The organism is Acinetobacter sp. WCHA29 (assembly GCF_002165335.1).
In the GTDB taxonomy this organism is placed as follows: domain Bacteria; phylum Pseudomonadota; class Gammaproteobacteria; order Pseudomonadales; family Moraxellaceae; genus Acinetobacter.
Genome location: NZ_NHRQ01000019.1, coordinates 21,299 through 44,808, shown reverse-complemented (window position 1 = coordinate 44,808; position 23,510 = coordinate 21,299). Strand labels below are relative to the sequence as shown.

General features: G+C 38.0%; 18 protein-coding genes. 10 read left to right on the top strand and 8 right to left on the bottom strand.

Going from position 1 to position 23,510, the window contains the following annotated elements; all coding sequences use genetic code 11:
* Window positions 1-104 precede the first annotated feature (104 nt).
* Window positions 105-1,361 carry an NADP-dependent isocitrate dehydrogenase gene (gene icd, locus CDG59_RS11805; RefSeq protein ID WP_087545515.1) on the bottom strand — a complete coding sequence of 419 codons (1,257 nt, stop codon included), beginning with the start codon at window positions 1,359-1,361 and terminating at the stop codon, window positions 105-107.
* Between the two features lie 192 nt (window positions 1,362-1,553).
* Between icd and CDG59_RS11800 the strand changes: the two genes are divergently transcribed.
* On the top strand, window positions 1,554-2,357 hold the full coding sequence (locus CDG59_RS11800) for a pseudouridine synthase (RefSeq protein ID WP_087545514.1): 804 nt from the start codon (window positions 1,554-1,556) through the stop codon (window positions 2,355-2,357).
* Between the two features lie 36 nt (window positions 2,358-2,393).
* On the opposite strand, the gene CDG59_RS11795 is transcribed toward CDG59_RS11800, so the two are convergent.
* Both CDG59_RS11795 and CDG59_RS11790 read right to left on the bottom strand, forming a co-directional pair.
* Window positions 2,394-4,007: an LA2681 family HEPN domain-containing protein gene (locus CDG59_RS11795; protein WP_227519124.1), complete on the bottom strand. Its 1,614-nt coding sequence runs from the start codon at window positions 4,005-4,007 to the stop codon at window positions 2,394-2,396.
* Window positions 4,008-4,149: 142 nt separating this feature from the next.
* Window positions 4,150-6,381, bottom strand: a complete 2,232-nt coding sequence (locus CDG59_RS11790) for an NADP-dependent isocitrate dehydrogenase (RefSeq protein ID WP_087545511.1) — start codon at window positions 6,379-6,381, stop codon at window positions 4,150-4,152.
* A 365-nt stretch (window positions 6,382-6,746) separates the two neighbouring features.
* Between CDG59_RS11790 and CDG59_RS11785 the strand changes: the two genes are divergently transcribed.
* Window positions 6,747-6,959 carry a hydroxyisourate hydrolase gene (locus CDG59_RS11785; RefSeq protein WP_413772673.1) on the top strand — a complete coding sequence of 71 codons (213 nt, stop codon included), beginning with the start codon at window positions 6,747-6,749 and terminating at the stop codon, window positions 6,957-6,959.
* Between the two features lie 113 nt (window positions 6,960-7,072).
* On the opposite strand, the gene CDG59_RS11780 is transcribed toward CDG59_RS11785, so the two are convergent.
* The gene (locus CDG59_RS11780) at window positions 7,073-8,776 is read right to left on the bottom strand and encodes a M61 family metallopeptidase (protein WP_087545509.1); all 1,704 of its coding nucleotides are present in this window, start codon (window positions 8,774-8,776) and stop codon (window positions 7,073-7,075) included.
* Between the two features lie 171 nt (window positions 8,777-8,947).
* Between CDG59_RS11780 and CDG59_RS11775 the strand changes: the two genes are divergently transcribed.
* The 6 genes from CDG59_RS11775 to CDG59_RS11750 all read left to right on the top strand — a co-directional run bounded on the left by CDG59_RS11775 (window position 8,948) and on the right by CDG59_RS11750 (window position 15,870).
* Window positions 8,948-10,267, top strand: a complete 1,320-nt coding sequence (locus tag CDG59_RS11775; protein ID WP_087545520.1) for a D-alanyl-D-alanine carboxypeptidase PBP6B — start codon at window positions 8,948-8,950, stop codon at window positions 10,265-10,267.
* Between the two features lie 94 nt (window positions 10,268-10,361).
* Window positions 10,362-11,648 carry an NAD(P)/FAD-dependent oxidoreductase gene (locus CDG59_RS11770; RefSeq protein WP_087545508.1) on the top strand — a complete coding sequence of 429 codons (1,287 nt, stop codon included), beginning with the start codon at window positions 10,362-10,364 and terminating at the stop codon, window positions 11,646-11,648.
* 122 nt (window positions 11,649-11,770) lie between these two features.
* Complete coding sequence (locus tag CDG59_RS11765) at window positions 11,771-12,253, top strand: FKBP-type peptidyl-prolyl cis-trans isomerase (RefSeq protein WP_004663295.1); 483 nt, start codon at window positions 11,771-11,773, stop codon at window positions 12,251-12,253.
* Window positions 12,254-12,365: 112 nt separating this feature from the next.
* Window positions 12,366-13,808, top strand: coding sequence for a cryptochrome/photolyase family protein (locus CDG59_RS11760; protein ID WP_087545506.1), 1,443 nt, complete (start codon window positions 12,366-12,368; stop codon window positions 13,806-13,808).
* 198 nt (window positions 13,809-14,006) lie between these two features.
* Window positions 14,007-14,708, top strand: coding sequence for a VIT family protein (locus tag CDG59_RS11755; protein ID WP_087545505.1), 702 nt, complete (start codon window positions 14,007-14,009; stop codon window positions 14,706-14,708).
* A gap of 118 nt (window positions 14,709-14,826) precedes the next feature.
* Window positions 14,827-15,870, top strand: coding sequence for an NAD(P)H-dependent flavin oxidoreductase (locus CDG59_RS11750; RefSeq protein WP_087545503.1), 1,044 nt, complete (start codon window positions 14,827-14,829; stop codon window positions 15,868-15,870).
* Window positions 15,871-15,913: 43 nt separating this feature from the next.
* Here CDG59_RS11750 and ppk1 read toward each other — a convergent pair whose 3' ends face one another.
* Together ppk1 and mtgA are read right to left on the bottom strand one after the other, a co-directional pair.
* Complete coding sequence (ppk1, locus tag CDG59_RS11745; protein WP_087545502.1) at window positions 15,914-17,992, bottom strand: polyphosphate kinase 1; 2,079 nt, start codon at window positions 17,990-17,992, stop codon at window positions 15,914-15,916.
* Between the two features lie 112 nt (window positions 17,993-18,104).
* Window positions 18,105-18,779: a monofunctional biosynthetic peptidoglycan transglycosylase gene (mtgA, locus tag CDG59_RS11740; RefSeq protein WP_004663315.1), complete on the bottom strand. Its 675-nt coding sequence runs from the start codon at window positions 18,777-18,779 to the stop codon at window positions 18,105-18,107.
* Between the two features lie 72 nt (window positions 18,780-18,851).
* On the opposite strand from mtgA, the gene CDG59_RS11735 reads away from it, so the two are divergent.
* Window positions 18,852-19,658: a rhomboid family intramembrane serine protease gene (locus CDG59_RS11735; RefSeq protein ID WP_087545500.1), complete on the top strand. Its 807-nt coding sequence runs from the start codon at window positions 18,852-18,854 to the stop codon at window positions 19,656-19,658.
* On the opposite strand, the gene CDG59_RS11730 is transcribed toward CDG59_RS11735, so the two are convergent.
* Entirely contained in the window at window positions 19,655-22,132 is a 2,478-nt protein-coding gene (locus CDG59_RS11730) for an ABC transporter permease (protein WP_087545499.1), read from the bottom strand. The genes CDG59_RS11735 and CDG59_RS11730 overlap by 4 nt on opposite strands.
* Entirely contained in the window at window positions 22,129-22,833 is a 705-nt protein-coding gene (locus CDG59_RS11725; RefSeq protein WP_087545519.1) for an ABC transporter ATP-binding protein, read from the bottom strand. Before CDG59_RS11725 ends, CDG59_RS11730 begins: the two co-directional genes overlap by 4 nt.
* A 36-nt stretch (window positions 22,834-22,869) precedes the next feature.
* Between CDG59_RS11725 and CDG59_RS11720 the strand changes: the two genes are divergently transcribed.
* Window positions 22,870-23,499: an arylesterase gene (locus tag CDG59_RS11720; RefSeq protein WP_005158050.1), complete on the top strand. Its 630-nt coding sequence runs from the start codon at window positions 22,870-22,872 to the stop codon at window positions 23,497-23,499.
* Window positions 23,500-23,510: the final 11 nt, after the last annotated feature.

Genomic DNA, 23,510 nt, shown 5'->3' with positions numbered 1-23,510 from the left:
AATGAAAAGACGATATTAACAAACAATACAATCGAACTAAAAAAAATGCCGATAAAGAAGGGCGTTACTTAAACACCCTTCTCTTTAGCTCAGCTTAGCTTTGTTTAATCTTCCATGTGTTGAATAATGGCTTGACCAAATTCAGAACAGCGCAATAGGGTTGCATTCGGCATTAATCGTTCAAAGTCATATGTTACTGTCTTCGCTTCAATTGCACCAGAAACACCTTTGATAATCAAATCGGCAGCTTCGCCCCACCCCATATCACGTAACATCATTTCAGCAGAAAGAATAATTGAACCAGGATTAACCTTATCCTGCCCCGCATACTTTGGTGCTGTTCCATGTGTTGCCTCATAAACTGCTATCGCACCGCCAATATTGGCACCCGGTGCAATGCCAATTCCCCCAACTTCTGCTGCCAGCGCATCAGAAATATAGTCACCATTCAAATTAAGCGTTGCAATAACAGAATAGTCCGCTGGACGCATTAAAATTTGCTGTAAAAAGGCATCAGCAATCACATCTTTAATAATGATGTCTTTACCATTTTTAGGGTTCTTGATTTTAACCCACGGCCCACCATCAAGCAGTTGACCACCAAAGCGCTCTATTGCAAGTTCATAGCCCCACTCTTTGAATGCACCTTCGGTGTATTTCATGATGTTACCTTTGTGGACCAACGTCACAGAAGGTTTATCATTATCTATCGCAAACTGAATGGCTTTACGTACTAAACGTTGTGTCCCTTCTTTAGAAACAGGTTTGATCCCAATTCCACAGCCTTCATCAAAACGGATTTTTGTTACGCCCATTTCTTCTTTTAGAAATTTAATAACTTTTTTAGCTTCTTCTGAATCTGCTTTCCACTCAATCCCTGCATAAATATCTTCAGAGTTTTCGCGGAAAATCACCATATCCGTAAGTTCAGGATGTTGAACAGGTGAAGGAACCCCCTCAAACCAACGGACTGGCCGCACGCAAACATATAAATCAAGCTCTTGACGCAACGCAACGTTCAGTGAACGAATACCACCACCCACAGGTGTGGTTAAAGGGCCTTTGATTGAAACAATAAATTCTCGTAAAGCTTCAAAGGTTTCTTCAGGCATGTAAGTGCCATAAATTTTATCTGCTTTTTCACCGCAATAGACTTCCATCCATTCGATCGAACGTTTGCCACCGTAAGCTTTTAACACCGCAGCATCTACTACTGCTTTCATAGCTGGTGTAATATCCACACCAATACCATCACCTTCAATAAAAGGGATGATTGGATGATTTGGAACATTCAGTGACAGGTCTGCGTTTACTGTGATTTTGTCACCATCGGCAGGAACCACGATCTTCTGATAACCCATTTTGCAGGTTCTCCCTCATGTATTTAGCGATTATCACTATGCCTTCTATGGCATACTTTCGTTTTTATTGCATGAAACAGTTTAGTTCAAAACAGGTTTTTTTGAGATTTATACGGGAAATAACAACATTTTCCCATTAAATAGAAACCTTTATTGTTATGATGCCGCCCATAGCCAAAGCAGTATACTCATATGAAAATAGTTGTATTCAACAAACCTTTCGACGTTTTGTCACAGTTCCGTGAGGATGAAGCTCACCTTACACTTTCTCACTTTATTCATGATCCAGATTTACGTCTGGCAGGCAGACTTGATCTTGACTCTGAAGGGCTTATGTTCCTTACGGATCATGGTGGTCTGAATCAATACATTACAAATCCTGCAAATAAAAAATTTAAAACCTACCTTGCTCAAGTCGATGGTGATGTAACTGAGGAGGCATTAGAGCAATTGCGTAAAGGCGTTGAACTCGCTGATGGCATGACGTTACCTGCTAATGCAGTGAAAGTAGATGCGCCAGAATGGTTATGGGACCGAGATCCACCTGTACGCTATCGTGCTAACATCCCAACAAGTTGGATTGAGCTACAAATTTGTGAAGGTCGTAATCGCCAAGTGCGTCGTATGACAGCGGCTGTTGGCTTTCCAACTTTACGCTTAATTCGTACTAAAATTGGTGCAATTGATTTGGTTCGTTTAGGTTTACAACCAGGTGAGCAAACTGAAATCGAGCCTTTGCTTTATCCTGATTTTAAAGATTTACCTGAAGATCAACCGTATCGTTCTCGCTCGTATGTGAAAAAACCAGGCGGTACAGGTGGTAAACCCATGCACCAGAAAAAGAAAGAAGGCGATAAAAAAGATCCGAACAAGAAAAAGTCAGGTACAAAGCGTATTTGGCAAATGGATGAAAGTGAGAAACCACGTCGTAAGACCAATGGTACAACTCGTCCCAATACTAAAGCACCACGTGGTCGCAACCGTAATGGTCGTTAAAAGTTGATTTTTTAAAGCCCACTTTTTTGTGGGCTTTTACTTTATTGGAACTTCTCTACTTAGAATAAGATCATTATCAATTAATTTTTCTCTCTCCTCATAATGTACTGCCAAACTTAGGTACATCAAAGAATTTCTAATTAATCTTATTAGTTCCATCAGTGATTCCTCAAATTCTGAAATTGGCATTTCTAAAATATAATTTACTCTTTTTTCTTTTTCATTAATTTCATCTACTAGTTGTTTATACTCATCTGTAAGTTGTAACCCTTTTATTTCTAAATCTTCACGCTTTTCTAGCATTTTTTTATATTGAGTTTTGGTATATAAATCAAAATCGTTATTTAACTTATATCCAAAATCATCCACAACTCTAAAAGATCTATGCTCCATGTAGTTTCTGATAAGTGCTAACCTACGCTTTTCAACATTTAAATAAATTTCATTTGGTACAACATCACGCTCTACCTCTTTTAAAATATAAAACAGTGCATGAAGGAAAAAATTTTTTGAAGGTTCTAAATTCTTATGAATTTTTTGTGACTTATCAAAAAAAATACCTCGAAAACTTATTCGTTCATCTTTAATTGGTAGCTCAATATATTTAGAAATAAAATAAGAAATTTTATCGAAAAGTGAGTACAAAATTCTAAAAGCTGACTTCATATGTGAAGTTTTTAAATTATCTATTGCATGTAATGTATCATCTGTGCGTGGATAAGTTTTATTGTAAAAATGACTCGACTCTTCTTTTATTTCTGATGCTTGAAAAACTAAATATCGTGCGTATGCATATTCATTACGCAATTCATCAAAACTTGAATGAAAGACTAATGATTCTTTTAAACTTAATCCATCATTAATCTTTTGAACCATAGAGGGAAGCCCTAAGACATCTTGAAAAGCTATTTCTTCTAAACATAAGTCATTAATATCATTAATAAAAATTTTATTTCTAGCAACCCAAGCATAATAACGTGATTCTGTTTTACTGTTTACTTTTTGCTTATACTCTTTTAAATAATCAAAATCTTGATCTTTAAAGTTTTTTAAGTACCATTTATGAAAAACATATAATTTCCCACCTTTTTCAAGTGAAATTCTTTGCTCATTTTCTAAATATTCGATTTTTTCATAAGCTTTCAGTATCATCTTATTAGCATAGAAGTAATGAATATATATATGATATTCATCATATAAATTTTCTGCCCTAAAAATAATATCAGCAGCTTTAGAAATTATAGCTACTGGATTTTCATCAATTTCGATTGCTAAATCCCAATAATATTGGGCACAAAAAGCTCGCCCCTGTGATGAAAGAAAGTTTCCAAGATTAGTTAAAGCAAATGAAAGTAAACCTTTATTTTTATTATCCTTTCTCAAAAAATGTACAGCTTTATGATATAAATTAGTCGTATTTATTAGATTTTGAGAATACCAATTTTCAGTTTGATAGCTATAAAGTCTAGAGCTACAGTTCGCTAATATATAATAAAAATAACCTCTATTAAAATCATTATCAAAGATAAAATCTGTTTCGATATGTACTTTTAGTAAATCAACTAATTCCTCTTTCCTGTTCCCATCCAGTAATAATTCATCTGCTAATTTAGCTAATGCATTTAACTGTTTTATATCTAATTTGAACATATTCATTAAATCTAAAATTAGTAATTTTCTTTTAACTTAAATTTTAATTATCAAAAAATCAACACTATATTAAGAAAAAAACCGATGCTTTCGCATCGGTATTTTTACATTACCAACAGGTTTGTTAGTTCTGCATTAAAACTTAAATCATTTCAAGCGTAGCATTAAGCGTTGAACTTGGACGCATTACTGCATTTACTTTTACTGGATCCACAGCGTAGTAACCACCAATATCAGCAGCTTTACCCTGTACTTCACTCAATTCAGCAAGAATTTTTTGTTCATTTTCAACCAAGGCTTTTGCAAGAGGAGCAAACTTCGCTTTCAATTCAGCATCTTCGTTTTGAGCAGCAAGCGCTTCAGCCCAATACATTGCTAAATAGAAGTGGCTACCGCGGTTATCTAGCTCACCCGTACGACGAGATGGAGACTTATCGTTATCGAGCAATTTACCCGTTGCTTGATCAAGAGTTTTTGCAAGTAACTTCGCACGCGCATTATCTTCTTTAAGACCAAGCTCTTCTAAAGAAACTGCAAGCGCAAGAAACTCACCAAGCGAATCCCAACGTAAGTGGTTTTCTTCAACTAACTGCTGAACATGCTTCGGCGCTGAACCACCTGCACCTGTTTCATACATACCACCGCCCGCCATTAACGGAACGATTGATAACATTTTCGCTGAAGTACCCAATTCCATGATCGGGAACAAGTCAGTTAAATAATCACGTAAGATGTTACCAGTCACAGAGATTGTGTCTAAACCACGTGCTACACGTTCAAGCGTATAACGCATTGCACGTACTTGTGACATGATTTGGATATCAAGACCCTCTGTATCATGTTCTTCTAGATACTTTTCAACCTTCTTGATCAACTCATTTTCGTGTGGACGATATGGGTCAAGCCAAAAAATCGCAGGCATACCAGAGTTACGAGCACGACTTACCGCAAGTTTTACCCAGTCACGAATTGGTGCATCTTTCACCTGACACATACGCCAGATATCGCCTTCTTCTACATTCTGAGACATCAACACTTCACCAGTGTCTAAATCGGTAATGTTCGCAATACCCGCTTCAGGAATTTCAAATGTTTTATCGTGTGAACCGTATTCTTCAGCTTTTTGCGCCATCAAACCAACGTTCGGTACAGTACCCATCGTACGTGGGTCAAAGTTACCATTCCACTTACAGAAATTGATCATTTCTTGGTAGATACGTGCAAAAGTTGATTCAGGCATAACAGCTTTACAATCGTAAGGTTTACCATCGGCACCCCACATTTTACCACCACCACGAATCATTGCTGGCATAGATGCATCTACAATCACGTCGTTTGGAGAATGGAAGTTATCAATCCCTTTCGCTGAATCAACCATAGCTAATGCTGGGCGATGTTCTTGGCAAGCATGTAAATCTTCAATGATTTCTTCACGGAGTGAAGTTGGTAAAGTTGCGATCTTTTCATAAAGACCTGCCATACCATTATTGACATTAATACCTAACTGATCAAATAACTTACTATGTTTTTCAAAAGCATCCTTATAGTAAATTTTCACACAGTGACCGAAAACGATCGGGTGTGAAACTTTCATCATGGTCGCTTTTACGTGTAATGAAAATAAAATACCAGCTTCACGGCAGTCATCAAGTTGCTTCTCATAGAAGTCACACAATGCTTTTTTGCTCATGAACATTGAGTCAATCACTTCACCATCTTGAAGCTCAACTTTAGACTTGAGAACGATTGTCTCACCGCTCTTCGTGATTAACTCCATCTTCACATTACGCGCACGATCAAGTGTCATTGATTTCTCGCCATGGTAGAAGTCACCTTCTTCCATATGCGAAACGTGCGTTTGTGACCATTGTTTCCACTCACTCATTGAATGAGGATGCTTTTTCGCATAATTTTTTACAGCAGCAGGCGCACGACGATCTGAGTTACCTTCACGTAATACAGGGTTTACAGCAGAACCAAGACATTTACCGTAACGTGTCTTAAGTTCTTTCTCTTCATCCGTTGTTGGATTTTCTGGATAATCAGGAATTGCATATCCTTTAGACTGCAATTCTTTGATACATGCTGTTAACTGAGCAACTGAAGCACTGATATTTGGCAGTTTAATGATATTTGTATCTGGATCTTGAGTAAGGCGACCAAGCTCAGCAAGGTTATTGCTTACCTTCTGCTCATCGCTTAAGTATTCCGAAAATTCCGCAAGCACACGTGCTGCAACAGAAATGTCACTCTTGACAATTTCTATGCCAGCTGGCTTAGTAAAGGTCTCAATGATCGGCAGTAGCGAATAGGTCGCCAACAATGGCGCCTCATCAGTCAGTGTATAAATGATTTTTGACTTTCCACCAGCCATATATAGCCCCTTGTGTTTGGTTGAGTTTTTCATGAACGAGCTTTTGGCCCAGTCCATTAAAACCGGTTTGCTTGATTAAGGTCTGAGAGTATCAGTCCTCAACGTATCTCAGTCAACGCAATATCTTGTGATATTGACATTTCGCTACGAAATAATGGTATAAAGCTTACGCTTTGTGACCAAGGAACCGGTTAGCTTAAATAAAACATGAGAGTATCAGCGTTGATTACTTCTCAGTCAATGTAATATATCGTGATATTGACATTTCGCTACGAAATACCAATGCTTGAGTACTTCCGTACGATTAAACCCTACATTTTTTAAAATTTTATTTGCCAATTCATTTCTGCCAAATATTTTATAAAATGCTTAACCATAATAAATTGTTTAAGTCCGTACGAATATTCGACTCAAGTTTCATTTACACTTTTAAAACAGGTGAATGCTTCCAAAAGAATAAGCAAAGCTCATTTTTCCCAGAAGTTCCTGTAATTTTCTCTGTGGATGGCAATCTTGAACATTATCATATTCCACTTTTGATTAGTCCTTATGGATACTCAACTTATCGTGGTAACTAATTATTTTCAAAAATCTTAATTAAAATTTTCATATACAAATGAGGGAAACTGAATCTGTTCCCTCATTCACACAATGATTTATGCTAACGGTGCGTACAACGCTATCAATTGCATCAACCTTTCAACCAAACCTCTAATTTAGTTTGATCCTCAACTTTTAACTCAACCGAATTCAGAGGATTCTCTCCAGCATGAAGTTCAAACTGTAGGAGCTCATCGCGACGGAATGCATAAACTATAAATGAGCCTTTTTGTTTTGCATACTTCGCCAACAACTTTTCTGATGCTTTGATACCATCAATCGCAATAATGACATCGTTAGCAGACAAACCTGCTTGCGCAGCAGCACTATCACGGCGAACATTTTGCACGATAACACCGTCAGCTTTATCTAGCACTTTTAAGCCAAAAGGTAATGCTTTGTTATTTTTAACGATATAGCTCAAACCAAACTTTGGGAATAGTTGATCCAATGGCAATTCATCAGTGGTATTGATCAAATGATTAATTTGTTCAATCCAGTTATCCCCAGTCAATTCATTACACAATTCAAAAATCGTGCGTTCATTGACCTGAATGCCCTTTTGGGTATTTTCATACAAACGGCGCATCAAGGCATCTAAGTTTGAACCACGTAAACGCAAGCCCAAGTCTAAGCAAAGCGCAACTAAGCTACCTTTGTTGTAATAACTTGTTCCTGCATTATTTGAGTTTTCATCCTGACGATAGAATTTAATCCATGCATCAAAACTCGATTCTGACACAGACTGAATAAAGCGCCCTGGATTTTGCAAATAACGCTCAATCTGTGCTTTAAGTAAATCCAGATAGGATTTTTGAGAAATAACGCCACTGCGTAATAAAATTAAATCATCATAATAAGAAGTAAAGCCTTCAAAAATCCACAATAAGCTCGTATAGCCTTCTTTATGTAGATCATAATTCGTAAAGTTTTCAGGACGGATAAATTTAACTAACCATGAATGAAAGTATTCATGGCTACATAAGCCTAAGAAACGCTGATAATCTTTAGACGGTTCTTCAGCTTCATCTACTTTCGGCAAATCATCACGTGGTGTGATCAAACTGGTGCTATTACAATGCTCTAGACCGCCATAACTATTGCCCGTTGCCATAGTCATAAAGGTATAGTTTTGAAACGGTGCAGAACCGAACATCTTAATTTCAGTCTGACAGATTTGCTGAATATCAGTTTGTAACCGCTCTAGATTTGTATTGTGTTTACCTGAAATCACAAACTCATGCGGAATACCATTTGCTTCAAAGCTAAAACGGCTTTGCTCTGCCAACTCAAATGGACTATCAATCAACTGATCGTAGTTATCTGCCTTTAAAGTATAGCGTCCTTTCACCAAACTCTTAGCAGTTAAACCTGTTGCAATTTGAAAATGTTTTAATTCATGCGGTAAGAAAATTTCAACTTCACATGGTGATAGTTCTTGATCGATTAAACCTAAACAAACACAAGCAGGGTTTACATATAGGCGAGTTTGATCAACATATGCGCCTCGTACCGACAAATCATAAGCGTAGACATCATATTCAACCGTAATCAATTCATGATCTGTATTGAATAATTGCCAACGGTTCTTTTCCGTTTTCTTAATACTAAGTAACCGCCCTGCTTCATCAGATGCTTTTACTGATTCAATATGTTTTGAAAACTCTCGAATCAAATAACTGCCAGGAATCCATGTCGGTAACCAAAGTTCTTGGTTCGGATTAGCAAGGAAACGAAGTGTGACATGAATAAGATGTTGGCGATAATCGTCAAACTCAATTTGATAGTGCAACATAGTTTTAGATCATAAAAATAGGAACAGTTTCACACAGCTTAGCATTTTTTTACAAAGTCATGCGTAGATGTCTTAATTGTTGGCAAAAGTTGCTGGATTCTGCAACAAAAAAGTCATAGCATGCTTTTTTTCGCTTTCCATGCCATTGGATCGGCTGCACTAGGTGTTCTCTTGAAATTTCTCCTCTCGCTCTTTACGTTGTTTAGTCTGTTATGTGCCAATTTAGTACATGCCAATTTACTTAATATCGCTCCTGAAACGGTTGAAGCGCAAGCTTGGTCGATCGTAGATGCTCAATCAGGTCAAATCATTGCTGAACATAATAGTCATGTTCAACGTTCGCCTGCATCGCTCACCAAAATGATGGTGGCTTATATTGCTTTGAAAGAAATCGAAGCAGGTAAATTACGTAAGGAAGAGGTATTAACCGCAACACCTGTGGTGAGCACTGTCATGTGGGATGAATCCCAAATGTATTTAAAAGCTGGTGAACAAATTTCTGTTGATCAACTTTTAGCAGGATTGATTGTCATGTCTGCCAATGATGCAGCAGTTACGCTTGCTGAAAAAATTTCAGGTGGTGTTCCACAGTTCGTTGCACGAATGAATAAAGAAGCCCAAGCCTTAGGAATGAAAGATACCCATTTTAGTAATCCTGCGGGTATCACCATGACAGATCATTACTCAACTTCAGCAGATTTAAGTCTATTAGCAAAAGCGATCGTAAAAGAGACACCTGAATATTTACATTATTCAAAAATGCCAAGTTTTAGCTATAACCAACGTTTCCACCGTGCAACAAATCTTGCATTAAAAATGGATCCAACAGCAGATGGTTTAAAAACAGGTTATACCAAGGCGGCAGGTTACAACTTGGCTTTAACCGCTGAGCGCCCTACTCTAAATCCACATGTTGACAAGCGTCGTTTGATTGTAGTGGTACTTGGAACACCAAGTGCGGTAAAACGGGCTGAAGTCGCGCATAAATTAATGAATTTAGCGTATACATACACACGCGATGAAGAAGTGATTCCAAAGCAAAAGCTAATTGCTGAGCTTCCTGTCATCAAATCAACTTTAAAAATTTTCAAAGTTGAAACTCAACAACCCACTATCGTAACAACATCTTTATACGATCAAGCGACACCAATTGATTTAAATAGTTTTGATTTACTCACACAACGTATACATTTGCTTGATACAAACCAGCAAATCAAAACCATTGAACCACTTGAAACGACAAAAACACACGTCAATATCAAACTCAATCAACAGCATTTAACAGCACCATTGACGCAAGTCATGAATTTGGCCACAGTGACGGTTTATCAAAATAATCAGTTAATTCGTAGCCTACAAATTGAAAATAACGTGGAAATTGAGGAAGCGAATATTTTTCAAAAAATTATGATTTGGTTTGCAAACTTATTCTCGTTTTTTTCAACAAATGATGTCAAAGCTGCCAAAATTTATCCTTTAAATCAAGGATAAAAAAACCTACTATTTTTATCAAGATTAACCATACAATGTTGAAAAAAGGATGGCATAATCCAACCATCCTTTCACAAAAATAATTAGGTTAATCATGAGCAAAACCTTACATCATATCGTGATTGTGGGTGGTGGCGCAGGTGGTTTAGAGCTTGCAACACAATTAGGTGAACGTTTTGGCAGGAAAAAGAAAGCCAAAATTACCCTAATCGACCAAAATCTCACGCATATATGGAAGCCTCTCCTACACGAAATTGCCGCTGGCTCACTAAATCCTCACGAAGAACAAACCAATTATTTTGCTCACGCAGAAAAACATGATTTTGAGTTCATCCTTGGAACCTTAATCAACGTAAATAAAGATCAAAAAAAAATTACGATTTCACCTCCTCAACTTTCTAAAGAACATACTCCTGTTATTCAGAGTCTTAGCTACGACACACTGATATTAGCTGTTGGTTCAGTTTCAAATGACTTCGGAACTGAAGGTGTACGTGAAAATTGTCATTTCTTAGATAGTCGCAAACAAGCCGATATTTTCCAACAGGACTTGTTCCATCTTTATATTGAAGCGCAAAACCAAGCAACTGAACGTGCCTTGAATATTGGTATCGTGGGTGCGGGTGCAACAGGTGTTGAATTAGCGGCTGAACTGATTGAAACCACGAAGAATTTTTATCGTTATGGGTTAAAGAAAATTAATCCAAAGCAAGTTAAAATTACTTTGATCGAAGCCTCAGATCGTATCTTGCCTGCGCTCAATGAAAAAACAGCTGCACATAGCGCGAAACAATTACAAAAAATGGGCATCGACATTCTGACACAACATCAAGTGCAAAAAGTCGATAAATCAAATGTCTATTTTAGCAACGGTCATGTTTTGCATTCAGACATTACCGTATGGGCGGCAGGTGTCAAAGCGCCCAAAGTTTTAGAATCATTTACAGATTTTAAACGTGATAAAATTAATCGTTTAATGGTCTATGCGACATTACAAACGTATTCAGATCCAAATGTATTTGCCTTTGGAGATTGTGCAAATTGTCAGCTTGATGCACGTCAACCTCCATTAGGACCACGTGCACAGGTCGCAAGCCAACAAGCGACATTCTTGATAGATGCCATGGCGGCTCGTTTATCTAGTTCACCTCAACCTATGTTTAATTTCAGTGATAAAGGCTCTTTGGTTTCATTAAGCCGTAATCAGGCTGTTGGAGAATTACTCGGTGATGTAAGCGTACAAGGTTTTATTGCCAAAACAATGTATGTGTCTTTGTATCGATTACATCAAGCCAATATTCATGGTTATACCCAAGCAGGAATGCTGACCATGAAAGATTTTCTGACACGTCGTGTACGTCCAAAAATTAAACTTTATTGAGTTGAAATTTTCTATTTCGTTCCCATTTATAACGAAATAGTTTCAAAAAGTGGAAAATAGTCAACAAAATCTATTTTTCACTTTATGATGTACACCTAAATTGATTGAATGGATCAAACAACATGACTGCTATTGCAAATAACCACGTGGTTTCATTCCACTACACTTTAACAAACGCTGAGGGTGAAACACTTGATCAATCTCAAGGTGAACCACTTGCATATTTGCACGGCGCGGGCAACATCATTCCTGGTTTAGAAAATGCACTTCTTGGTAAAACAGTAGGCGAAAAATTTACTGTAACTGTTCCAGCTGCTGAAGGTTACGGCGAATATAACCCAGACCTCGTACAAGAAGTTCCAGCTCAAATGTTCCAAGGTGTAGACAATATCCAAGCGGGTATGCAATTCCAAGCTCAAACTGATGATGGCGTTCAAATCGTAACTGTTAAAGCAGTTGAAGGCGAAAACGTTATTGTTGATGCAAACTTCCCTCTTGCTGGTCAAGACTTAACTTTCGAAGTTGAAATCGTAGAAATCCGTGATGCTAGTCAAGAAGAATTAGATCACGGTCATGTTCACGGTGCAGGTGGTCACCACCACTAATTCATTTTTGAATTAGAACATCTCAAAAAGCAAAGCCTCGGCTTTGCTTTTTCTTCACATAAGCACCTATAAAATATAAATAATAATTTTTAAAGAACTTTATAGAATTGCTATGTCAAATACTTATCAATTAATCTGGTTCCGCCAAGACCTGCGCGTCCGTGATCAGGCTGCTTTATGGCATGCCCGTCAGAATGGTCCATGTATAGCGATTTGTATTCTGTCACCTGAACAATGGCAACGTCATGACGATGCGGATATTAAAATTGATTTTTATTTACGCCAACTTTTAGAGCTAAAAACAGAACTTTCCAAACTACAGATCCCTTTACTCATATTTACTGTACCTCTTTGGGATGACATTGCGGAGTTTTTTGTTGATCTCGCAGAAAAATTACCATTTGAAAATGTGTATGCCAATATTGAATTTGGCTTCAATGAACTCAAACGCGATAATGAAGTACAACAAAGTTTAAATCGTCAAAAAAAAGAACTTATACTGTTTCAAGATCGAACGCTGTTTCCAGTTGCAAGTATTCGAACTCAATCGAATCTACCCTATCAAGTTTTTGGTGCTTTCAAAAAAAGTTGCTATCAGCGCTTAGAGCTCGGTTTACCTCAGTGTTATCCAATCCCAGAAACCCAAGCAACCTTAGAGTTTGATTTTTGTCAACTACACCAAACAGATTTACAGCACATCCAAAACCACTATGCTGACAAAATTAAAGACAAAAATACGAGTGAATGGCGAGTGGGTGAAAAACATGCGAGAAACCTACTCAATCAGTTTGTTGAAAAACGAATTATTCAATATAACGCTTTACGGGACTACCCTTCGGTTAAAGGAACTAGTCAACTTTCTGCTTATTTAAATATTGGAATTATTTCAATTCGTCAGTGCATTCAAGCAGCATTTAGACATCAACAAGGTGATTTTGTTATCCAGTCCGAAGGACAACAAACATGGTTGAATGAATTATTATGGCGTGAATTTTATCAACATATATTATTTGATTTTCCACAAGTTTCTAAGCACTTGCCTTTTAAAGCTGCAACACAGAATGTTCAATGGCGTGATGATAGCGATGGTTTTGAAAAATGGAAACGAGGACAAACAGGTATTCCAATTGTTGATGCGGGTATGCGTCAACTTCTTTCCACGGGTTGGATGCACAACCGAGTTCGCATGATTTGCGCCATGTTCCTAACTAAAAATCTATTAATTGATTGGCGCAAAGGTGAACAATGGTTCATGCAAAACCTGATTGATGGCGATCTAGCTGCAAATAATGGTGGTTGGCAATGGTGTGCATCCACAGGAACTGATGCAGCTCCCTATTTCCGAATTTTTAATCCAATTAGCCAATCACAAAAGTTCGATGAAAATGGCGTTTATATTCGACGTTGGGTACCAGAACTCGCGCATTTGGATGCACAAATCATACATGAACCTTATGCAAAAGATGTATCAAAAAATCTCAATTATCCGAAACCAATTGTTGATCTTAAAACTAGCCGAGCACGCGCGATCGAAGCTTTCAAATCATATTTATAGCCTTCACCAAGGCTATAAATTTGCTGAGTAATCATTTTTTAATCGCACAAATAAACAGTTCATCAAACCAACAACATACAACAATCAAAAACCAGATTAATATGGTGTTAAGTTAATCAGAAAAGAATTCGTTAAAATAAAAATGATTCATCTATTTGCCCCTATAATTACGTTTACATATATAAAAAGAGAGCCATTATGTCTTTGTCATACCATCAAGAACTTCATGTCATACAACGCTCAGGATGGCTGCGTGCTGCCGTGCTTGGCGCAAATGATGGCATTATTTCTGTCACAAGTTTAATTATGGGGATGGCAGCCAGTGGTGCGAGTTCGCAAACACTCTTGGTCACCTGTATTGCTGGACTGATCTCAGGTGCAACCTCGATGGCGGCTGGAGAGTATATTTCGGTAAAATCTCAAGAAGATATTGAAAAATCAGACTTAAAATTTGAAGCAACTGAACTTGAAAACAATCCGCATGCAGAACTGAAAGAACTGACTGAAATTTATATTTCGAGAGGTCTAAAACCTGAATTGGCACATGAAGTTGCCACACAACTCACAGAACATGATGCACTTGGGGCACATGCCCGTGATGAAATTGGCATACATGAAAATACTGCTGCGAATCCGATTCAAGCAGCGCTCTCTTCTGCTGCTTCCTTTTCATGTGGTGCTGTACTTCCTATGCTTGCCATTTTACTCAGCCCAAGTTCATGGGTCGCTCGCTCAGTTTTAATTACAGGTATCGTCTCACTCGCATTATTGGGAGCGTTATCCAGTTATTTTGCTCGAACATCAATGCTAAAAGGTAGTCTACGTATTACCTTATGGGGCATTTTAGCCATGGCATTTTCGAGTTGGGTCGGCTCATTGTTCCATGTGACTGGCATTTAATTTCTGTGTGACTCGGTATTTTAAAAGATTAATATTCAATAATTAAATACTGATTATTATTTGCAGGGCTTTTTGTTTTTACGTTATGGTGATAGAAAAGCTAAAGAGTATATAAATCATGTCAATTTTAGAATTATTAGAAATAAAACATCCTATTTTCCTTGCTCCAATGGCTGGTGTATCAACACCAGAACTTGCTGCTGAAGTTTCTAATCAAGGTGCTTTAGGTTCTTTGGGACTTGGGGCAAATTCAGCAGAGACAGCAAAACAACAAATTATTAAAACTCAAGAACTGACTGACCACCCTTTTCAAGTTAATTTTTTCTGCCATCAATCAGAACAACTCGATCCAGAAGTTGCTCAACAGTGGATTAATTATATTCGTCCTGAATTTGAAAAATTCGGAGCAGAACCTCCGACTGAATTGGATTGTATCTACCCAAGCTTTTTAGATAATGATGATTTCCTGAACGTTGTACTTGAAACTCGCCCCAAAGCTGTGAGTTTTCATTTTGGAATTCCACATCCTCATCAAATTGAAGCCTTAAAACAAGCTGGAATTATCACCATGGTTTCTGCAACCAATCTCATCGAGGCTCAGGCAATCGAAGCGGCGGGTATTGATATTATTATTGCTCAAGGCATTGAAGCTGGAGGACACCGAGGTATTTTTAATCAAACTTTTGATGCAGCCATTAAAACCAGTGATCTTGTGCAACTGATCTCAACACATTGTAAATTACCTGTCGTAGCTGCTGGCGGTATTATGAATGGTGATCAAGCAAAATCGATGTTGAAATTAGGTGCTGCTGCTGTTCAATTGGGTACGGCATTTGTGCAATGTAAAAGTTCGAATGCGAATGCAGCCTATCGAAAAGCTTTATTCAGTCAATCTATTACACAAATCAGTTCAAGCTTATCAGGTCGTCCAGCACGTGGTTTAGTGGGGACTTGGCACACACTGATTGACTCACCAAATCGACCTCAAACGCCAGCATATCCTTATACTTATGATCTAGCTAAACAACTCATGAGTATTGCAAATACCCACCGAGATTTTAGTTATAGTGCATTTTGGGCAGGGAGCAATGTGACACAAATTAGAGAGTTGGAAGCTGCCGATTTAGTCAATCAGTTGGTCTTAGAAATTAAAACCAACTAATCCATATCTACAAAAAACCGACCCTAAGGTCGGTTTTTTAGATTTATTTAATCGCATCAAGTAATTTGTGTTGCGCGTTGTGCGGTTCCTCACCCTGAGCGGGTTTAGCGCGATCCCAGACACCATCACCTTGTAATAACCAAGCTTGCTGATTGTCTTTTAAGTAATTCATTAAACCTAATTGATAAATACGCTTTTTCAATGCAGGATCTTCAATCGGGAAACATGCTTCTACACGATTAAATAAATTACGATCCATCCAATCTGCACTTGAACAATAAATACGAGGATTACCATTATTACTAAAATAATAAACTCGTGTATGTTCCAAGAATCTTCCCACGATTGAGCGAACACGAATATTCTCTGACAAGTTCGGGAGACCCGGACGTAAGCAACAAATTGAACGAATAATTAAGTCAATTTGTACGCCTGCTTGCGATGCTTCATATAACTTATTGATCAGTTGGACTTCGGTTAACGCATTCACTTTTACAATAATCTGTGCCGATTTACCCTCTTTGGCATTCGCAATTTCTTCATCAATATAGTTGATTAGTTGAGCATGTAATGTAAATGGTGCATGCAATAACTTTTTCGGTTTTGCCATTTTCCCCATGCCCGTAAGCTCTTGGAAAATCCGATGTACATCTTCACACAAATCTTTATCTGTAGTCATTAGACCATAATCGGTGTAAATACGTGCATTCGTGGCATGGTAGTTCCCTGTACCCAAATGTACATAACGTACTAATTTATTATTCTCACGGCGTACCACTAAAATCATTTTGGCATGTGTTTTATAACCAACGATCCCATAAACAACTACGGCACCCGCTTCTTGCAATACATTTGCAACTTCAATATTTGATTCTTCATCAAAACGAGCACGTAACTCAATCACAGCAGTGACTTCTTTACCATTGCGCGCCGCTTCGGCAAGAACTTGAACAATTTCTGAGTCTGCACCACTACGATAAAGTGTTTGTTTAATTGCCAAAACTTGCGGATCACGTGCTGCTTCACGCAATAATTGAATTACAGGCGCAAATGATTCAAATGGATGATGCAATAAAATGTCTTGCTTTTGCATCGCGGCAAAAATACTTTCAGTCTTCTTGAATACTTTTGGAACCACTGGCGTATGCGAGTCATAGCGTAAATGTGGACGTTTAAAATTAGAAAGTAATCGAGCCAAATTTACAGGACCGTCTACGCGATAAAGCTGTTCTTCTTCTAAATCAAATTCATCCAATAAATATTCATAAATATGCTTTGGACAATTATGCGTAACTTCTAAACGAACGGCACGTCCAAAACGACGTGAACTTAACTCACCTTTTAAAGCTTTTGCTAAATCTTCAACATCTTCATTTAAGGCTAAATCTGCATTACGCGTCACACGGAATTGATAACAACCTGTTGCTGTCATACCTGGGAATAGATCTGAAACATGTTCATGGATAATCGCAGATAACATGACATGATGTTCTTTACCATCTGTAAGCTCATCGGGTAAACGAACCACACGAGGTAAAGAGCGAGGCGCGGGCACTACAGCAAGATCAATCTGACGACCAAAAGCATCTTTACCTTCCAGCGTGACAATAAAGTTCAAACTTTTATTGACTAAACGTGGAAATGGATGTGCTGGATCAAGACTAATCGGTGTTAAAACGGGCGCAACTTGTTCTTGGAAGTATTTTTTAATCCATGCAGATTGTGCTGGGGTCAATTCGCCACGGCGTAAGAAGCAAATATCTTCCTCACGCAATTTTGGTAAAATTTGTTCATTTAAAATACGATATTGTCGTTCAATCGCAGCATGTGCTGTTTTAGAAATTTGATCGAGCACTTGCTTAGGGGTCAAACCATCTGGTGTACGACTTTCATTGCCTAAAGTTAATTGCTCCATCATTCCTGCAACACGAATTTCAAAAAATTCATCTAAATTTCTTGAAAAAATAAGCAGGAAATTCATTCTTTCTAATAATGGATGGAGAGGATCAACTGCTTGCTCAAGTACGCGTAAATGAAAATCGAGAATAGAAAGTTCACGATTTATATATCGATCATTATAAGTATATTCTGTTGGCGTTGTTGTCGTCACTGCAGTATTCATACTGAACCTTGTCGCTTTATCATTCATCAAAACACGGTTTAAGTATGCTGCAAAATTATGTCAATTTGGTAAAAAAGCCCAAAAATATTGAGCTTTTTTTAATTTATCTGAATTATTGTGGAATTTGTGTACTATTCATATACCTTAAAATCACACGCTTACGAAACTGTAACTTATGATCATTGCGATGATCTTGATAATACTTAGGATTTGGTAGTAAAGCAGCTAAAAAAGCAGCTTGCTCACGCGTTAAACTTTTCGAGCTCTTACCATAATAAAATTGTGCGGCAGCTTCAACACCATAGATATTTTGACCAAACTCGACCGAATTCATATAAACCTCTAAAATTCGACGTTTTGACCACATACGTTCCATCATCCATGTAGCAACAGCTTCCTGCCCCTTACGAATAAATGAACGCTGATTATAAAGGAATAAGTTTTTTGCTAGCTGTTGAGAAATCGTGGAACCGCCTGCAACGACTTCGCCTTTTTCATTATTACGCTCTAATGCAAACTGAATCCCAGCCCAATCGAAACCATGATGATGAATAAATTTAGCATCTTCAGCAGCTAGAATTGCATGCTTAAAGTTATCACTAATATCATCATAATCACGCCAGTCTTGTTGAATTGGCTTAAAGTCAGTCAGGTAATCCCAACGCATAAACATCGTTGTTTCAACGGGCTGCGTTCTCCACCATACCAAGCTACTAAAAATCCAAAGCTGAATGAGAAGAATGATACCGATAATCAACATCACTGCACGTGCTAAAAAGGCTTTCATTAAAGTGCATCACTCCTTGGGCAACAAATTCATGCTAAGCTATTTTTATATCGTAATAACTTGCATAAACATATGACTGAAACCACTCCACCACAAATTACTCAAAAGTTGCAAATACAGATATGGTGGTTTACAGCATTATTAATTGCCATCAATGTTGGTTTATTTGGCTGGCAAATTCTTTCAGGTGTGAATATTACCGACCCTTCCCCTATGGATGCAATTACTTGGGGAGCAGATTTTACACCACTCACCTTCTCTGGACAGCCCGAACGTCTGTTTAGCAGTATGTTTTTCCATTTCGGTCTGATCCATTTAATGCTGAATATGTGGGCACTGTATATTTTCGGGAGTGTTGCTGAACCGCTTTTTGGTCGTCGTTATTATATTTTGCTGTATTTTCTCGCGAGTTTAATGGGCAGCGTTCTTTCCAGTTATCTCAGTATTCGTGACGGCTATGAATTATTACAACATTTTGATCCCAAATTACTGCCACATATCAGTGCTGGTGCATCTGGCGCAGTGATGGGTTTAGGTGCTGCGCTCACAACTGTTTCTTTATTTCCACCTTTACCCCAACAACGTTTTTGGTTAGATAAAAAGTCATTATTATTAATTATGGGCATCAACCTTGCCTTTGGCTTTACTGTTTCAGGTATTAATAATGCAGCACATATCGGTGGAATGATCATGGGTGCTTTACTTGCAGGCTCTTGGTATTTCAGTCATAAAACTCAACATCCAGTTTTCTTACAAATCATTGCACTGGTTTTAGCTAGTTTATTAACGCTCGGATTTTATGTTTACTGTAATGAGTTAAGCACAGGACTTAATTCTCTATGGAATGAAATCCTGCGCCAAAACCAGTTAAGCTTTTAAGATTGGTTCATCTCTCTCAGACTTTGTAACGGTGGAATATCACATAAATAACTGAGTCGATATCGACCAATCAACATACATACCAGCATCATACTGAGCGGTAAAATTAACCAAATTTCAGGATGAAATTGGATTGCCATTTGCATCTTGTAACTGGCAATCGCACTAATCACTTCAGCAAAAAGACATGCTACAATTCCTGCCACCAAGCCAATAAAACCAATTTCTAAACTGAGCATCTGTTTTAATTTATTTTTTGCGACACCAAAAGATCGTAATAACGCCACTTCTTTACGGCGCTCATCCATTAAAACATTCAAACATGCAATTAAAACCAAGATACCTGACAAACCAACCAATATTGCCAGTACTGTCACTACCTGAACCAATATATTCATTAAACGTTTCACTTCATCTAAAACACGCCCAACATCAATAAATACAGTATTGGTAAATTGTTCAATCAATCGCACCATTTTTGGCTGATCCGCAGTAGGGACATAAAAACTGCCTAAATAACTTCCTGCATTTTCATCCATGGTTTTGGGCGAAAAAATAAAGAAAAAATTAGGGCTAAAACTCTCCCACTCAACTGAACGTAGGTTAATCACTTTGGCATCCAATGATCCTTCAGGCAAACTAAAACTCAGTTGATCCCCCACTTTAATCCCTAATTCAGTAGCCAATTTTTCTTCTACCGACACTTGCCCAACTTGGGTGAACTTTGGGTTCCCTTGAGTAATCAGATTATCTTTTGGATAAAGCTCCGCTTGAGTCAGATTCAGTTCACGGCGTAAGGAATTATTTTGTTGAATCAGTTCAGTACTGAAAGCCTGACCGTTTTTAGCAATCAAGCGTCCCCGAATATTGGGATATAGAGGTGTCGTTTGCCAGTTATTCTGCTCAAGCTGTTGTTTGAACTGTGGCATATCAAATGGTGGCAGACCGTAGACAAACTGATTCGGTGTACCTTCAGGCAATTGCTGCTGCCAACGCTCTAATAAATCCGTTCTTAAAACACTTAGAACTGTTATTAAGCTGAGACCTAATGCAAGCGCTGTGATTTGCAAGGCTGTCTGATGTGGGATTCGAACATAAGCAGATAAGGGATGTTTCAACTGCTTAATTGCTCTCAGTAATGACCAAATCACAGCAAATAAAGTCACACAAAGTACTAATATGGCAGATAAGACCAATAAACTTAATTTTAAATTATCACTCAGCACCAAACTAAAGATGACCAAACTCACAATACCGACACTAAACATCATCATGTAGGACTTACGTGAACGCTCTTGCTGACGAATGACACGAATCGGTGGCGTATTCAATAATTCCCAAATACTTGGCAAAATGAAACCAATCAGCACCATGACACTAGTAAAAATTGCAATGGGTAATGCCATAAGCAAATCAGCAATGGCAAAGCTGAGTTGCAATTGTGGAATCAGTTGCAACATCAATTGCAACAAACCATATCCCAACGCGATTCCGATTAAGCTTCCAATCACAATTGATAGGGCACTGACAATCGCAAGCAATATCATATAAGCGACTAATATCTGTCGTTTACTCGCACCGAGACAACGCATCAAAGCAATATGATCCTGATTTTGTTGCACATAACGTTGGCTAGTTAAAGCAATTGCAATCCCACACAGTAGAATGGTTAAGAGGTTGGCAAGCTGTAGAAAGGTATCCAGATTTTCAATAGGTTTCATCAAACGGGTATTGGACTGACTCGCATCACGTAGTTTCAGTGTGCTTTGTTCACTATTCTCTGCTTGTTGATTATGTGGATCAGCTTCAAGCTTGGTTTCTTGTTTAAAGATGGTCTTAAATGTTTCAACTTGTTTTGGCTCACCTGCCATTAATAATCGATAATCAATCCGACTCCCAACCTGAATAGCATTTGTTTTCGCAATATCTGCTTGATGAATAATCACGGTTGGTGAAAAACCTGAAAAGCCCAACTCCTGATTAGAGTCATGCTCAATAATGCCTGTTACTTTAAATTTTCCATCAGCAATTGCAACCTGATCCCCCAGTTTTACTTTTAACAGATCAATTGCTCTTGGACTTAACCAAACTTCACCTTGTTGGATAGATTTCGCTCTCGGTTGAATCTCTAATTTACCACGCAGTGGAAAATGCTCATCGACAGCTTTGACATTGACCATCACAAATTGGTCTTGGGTATGTGCCATTGATCCAAACAAAGTGACAGGTGTCTGTTTTAGATGAAGTTGTTGGGCATTTTGTACCCACTTTGATTGGATAGGGTCATTATCAGACAAAACTAAATCTGCACCCAGCATTTCGGCAGCTTGCAATGAAACGGCATTTTGAACTTGAGTATTACTAAATTTTAATGCGGTGGTGGCACTTATAGCTAAAGAGAGGGCAATAATCAGTAAATATAACCCTCCTGTGCGGAAACTTTGCAAAAGTAGTGGTTTGAGAACTGAACTCATACACCCTCCTGCACTTTTACAATTTCTTGGATTTGACCATCAAGCAATTTGACATGCCGTTGACACAAGGCTGCCAAATTTTGACCATGCGTTACAAGGATTAAAGTTGTTCCGAGTTCTTTGTTTAAATCAAATAACAGTTGCTCAATTTCTGCTGCGGTTTGCCCGTCCAGATTACCTGTCGGTTCATCTGCAAAAATAATCTTAGGCTCAGCAATTAAGGCTCGAGCAATCGCAACACGTTGTTGCTCACCACCCGATAAAACTTTAGGCGTTTGCTGTGCTTGGCGAACTAATCCAACACGCTCTAGCCATTGCAATGCCTTATTTTCAGCTTGCCTAAAATTGAAATCAGGCTGAAGACGTAAGGGTAACATCACATTTTCGAGTGCACTGAGTTGTGGTAAAAGCTGAAAAGATTGAAACACGAAACCAATATTTTCTAAACGGACCTGAGCACGCTGCTCTTCAGTTAAAGTATGCACCGCTTGTCCACAGACCCACAATTCACCCATACTTGGTCGATCAAGTGTTGCTAGAATACCTAATAGAGTGGATTTTCCAGAACCTGAACGACCTGTAATCGCAATCTGTTCCCCCTGATAAATATCTAAATCGATATTTTTTAAGATGGTTAATGTTTGCTGATTAATGTGGATATTTTGTGTAACTTTTTGGGCAGAAATAATCGGTTGTGGCATCATGTCACGTATCCTTTAGGACAAATTTAAAGTGCAATGCAAATATCTAAAGTTTTATTTTCGCTATCCAAAACATTTGGAATCATCACGATTTGCTCATTACCCGCTTTCGCATCAGCAAAGACTATTTTAATTTTGGGTGACAGTCTCAGTGCAGGTTATGGCATAGATGCCAAACAAGGCTGGGTAAACCTATTACAACAGCGTTTAGATCAACAGTATCCGAAACAGCATAAAGTGGTCAATGCAAGCGTCAGTGGTGAAACTACAAGTGGTGCTTTGGCAAGACTGCCTAAATTATTACAAACTTATCAGCCTGAAATTGTTGTAATTGAGTTAGGTGGAAATGATGGCTTACGAGGTCAACCCCCTCAAATGATTCAAAAAAATTTAGCACAATTGGTACAACTCAGCCAAAAGCAGAAAGCTTCTGTTTTACTATTTGGCATGAAAATACCACCCAATTATGGGACGGCGTATAGCAGCGCTTTTGAAAAAAATTATAAAGTTGTAAGCCAGCAATATAAGGTCAAGTTATTGCCTTTCTTTTTAGAAGGGATCGCTGGACATAAAAATTTAATTCAAAACGATCAAATTCACCCAAATGCTAAAGCTCAACCTATTCTATTAAATTTAGCTTATCCATACATAAAAGGTGCCCTTTAGGCACCTCTTAT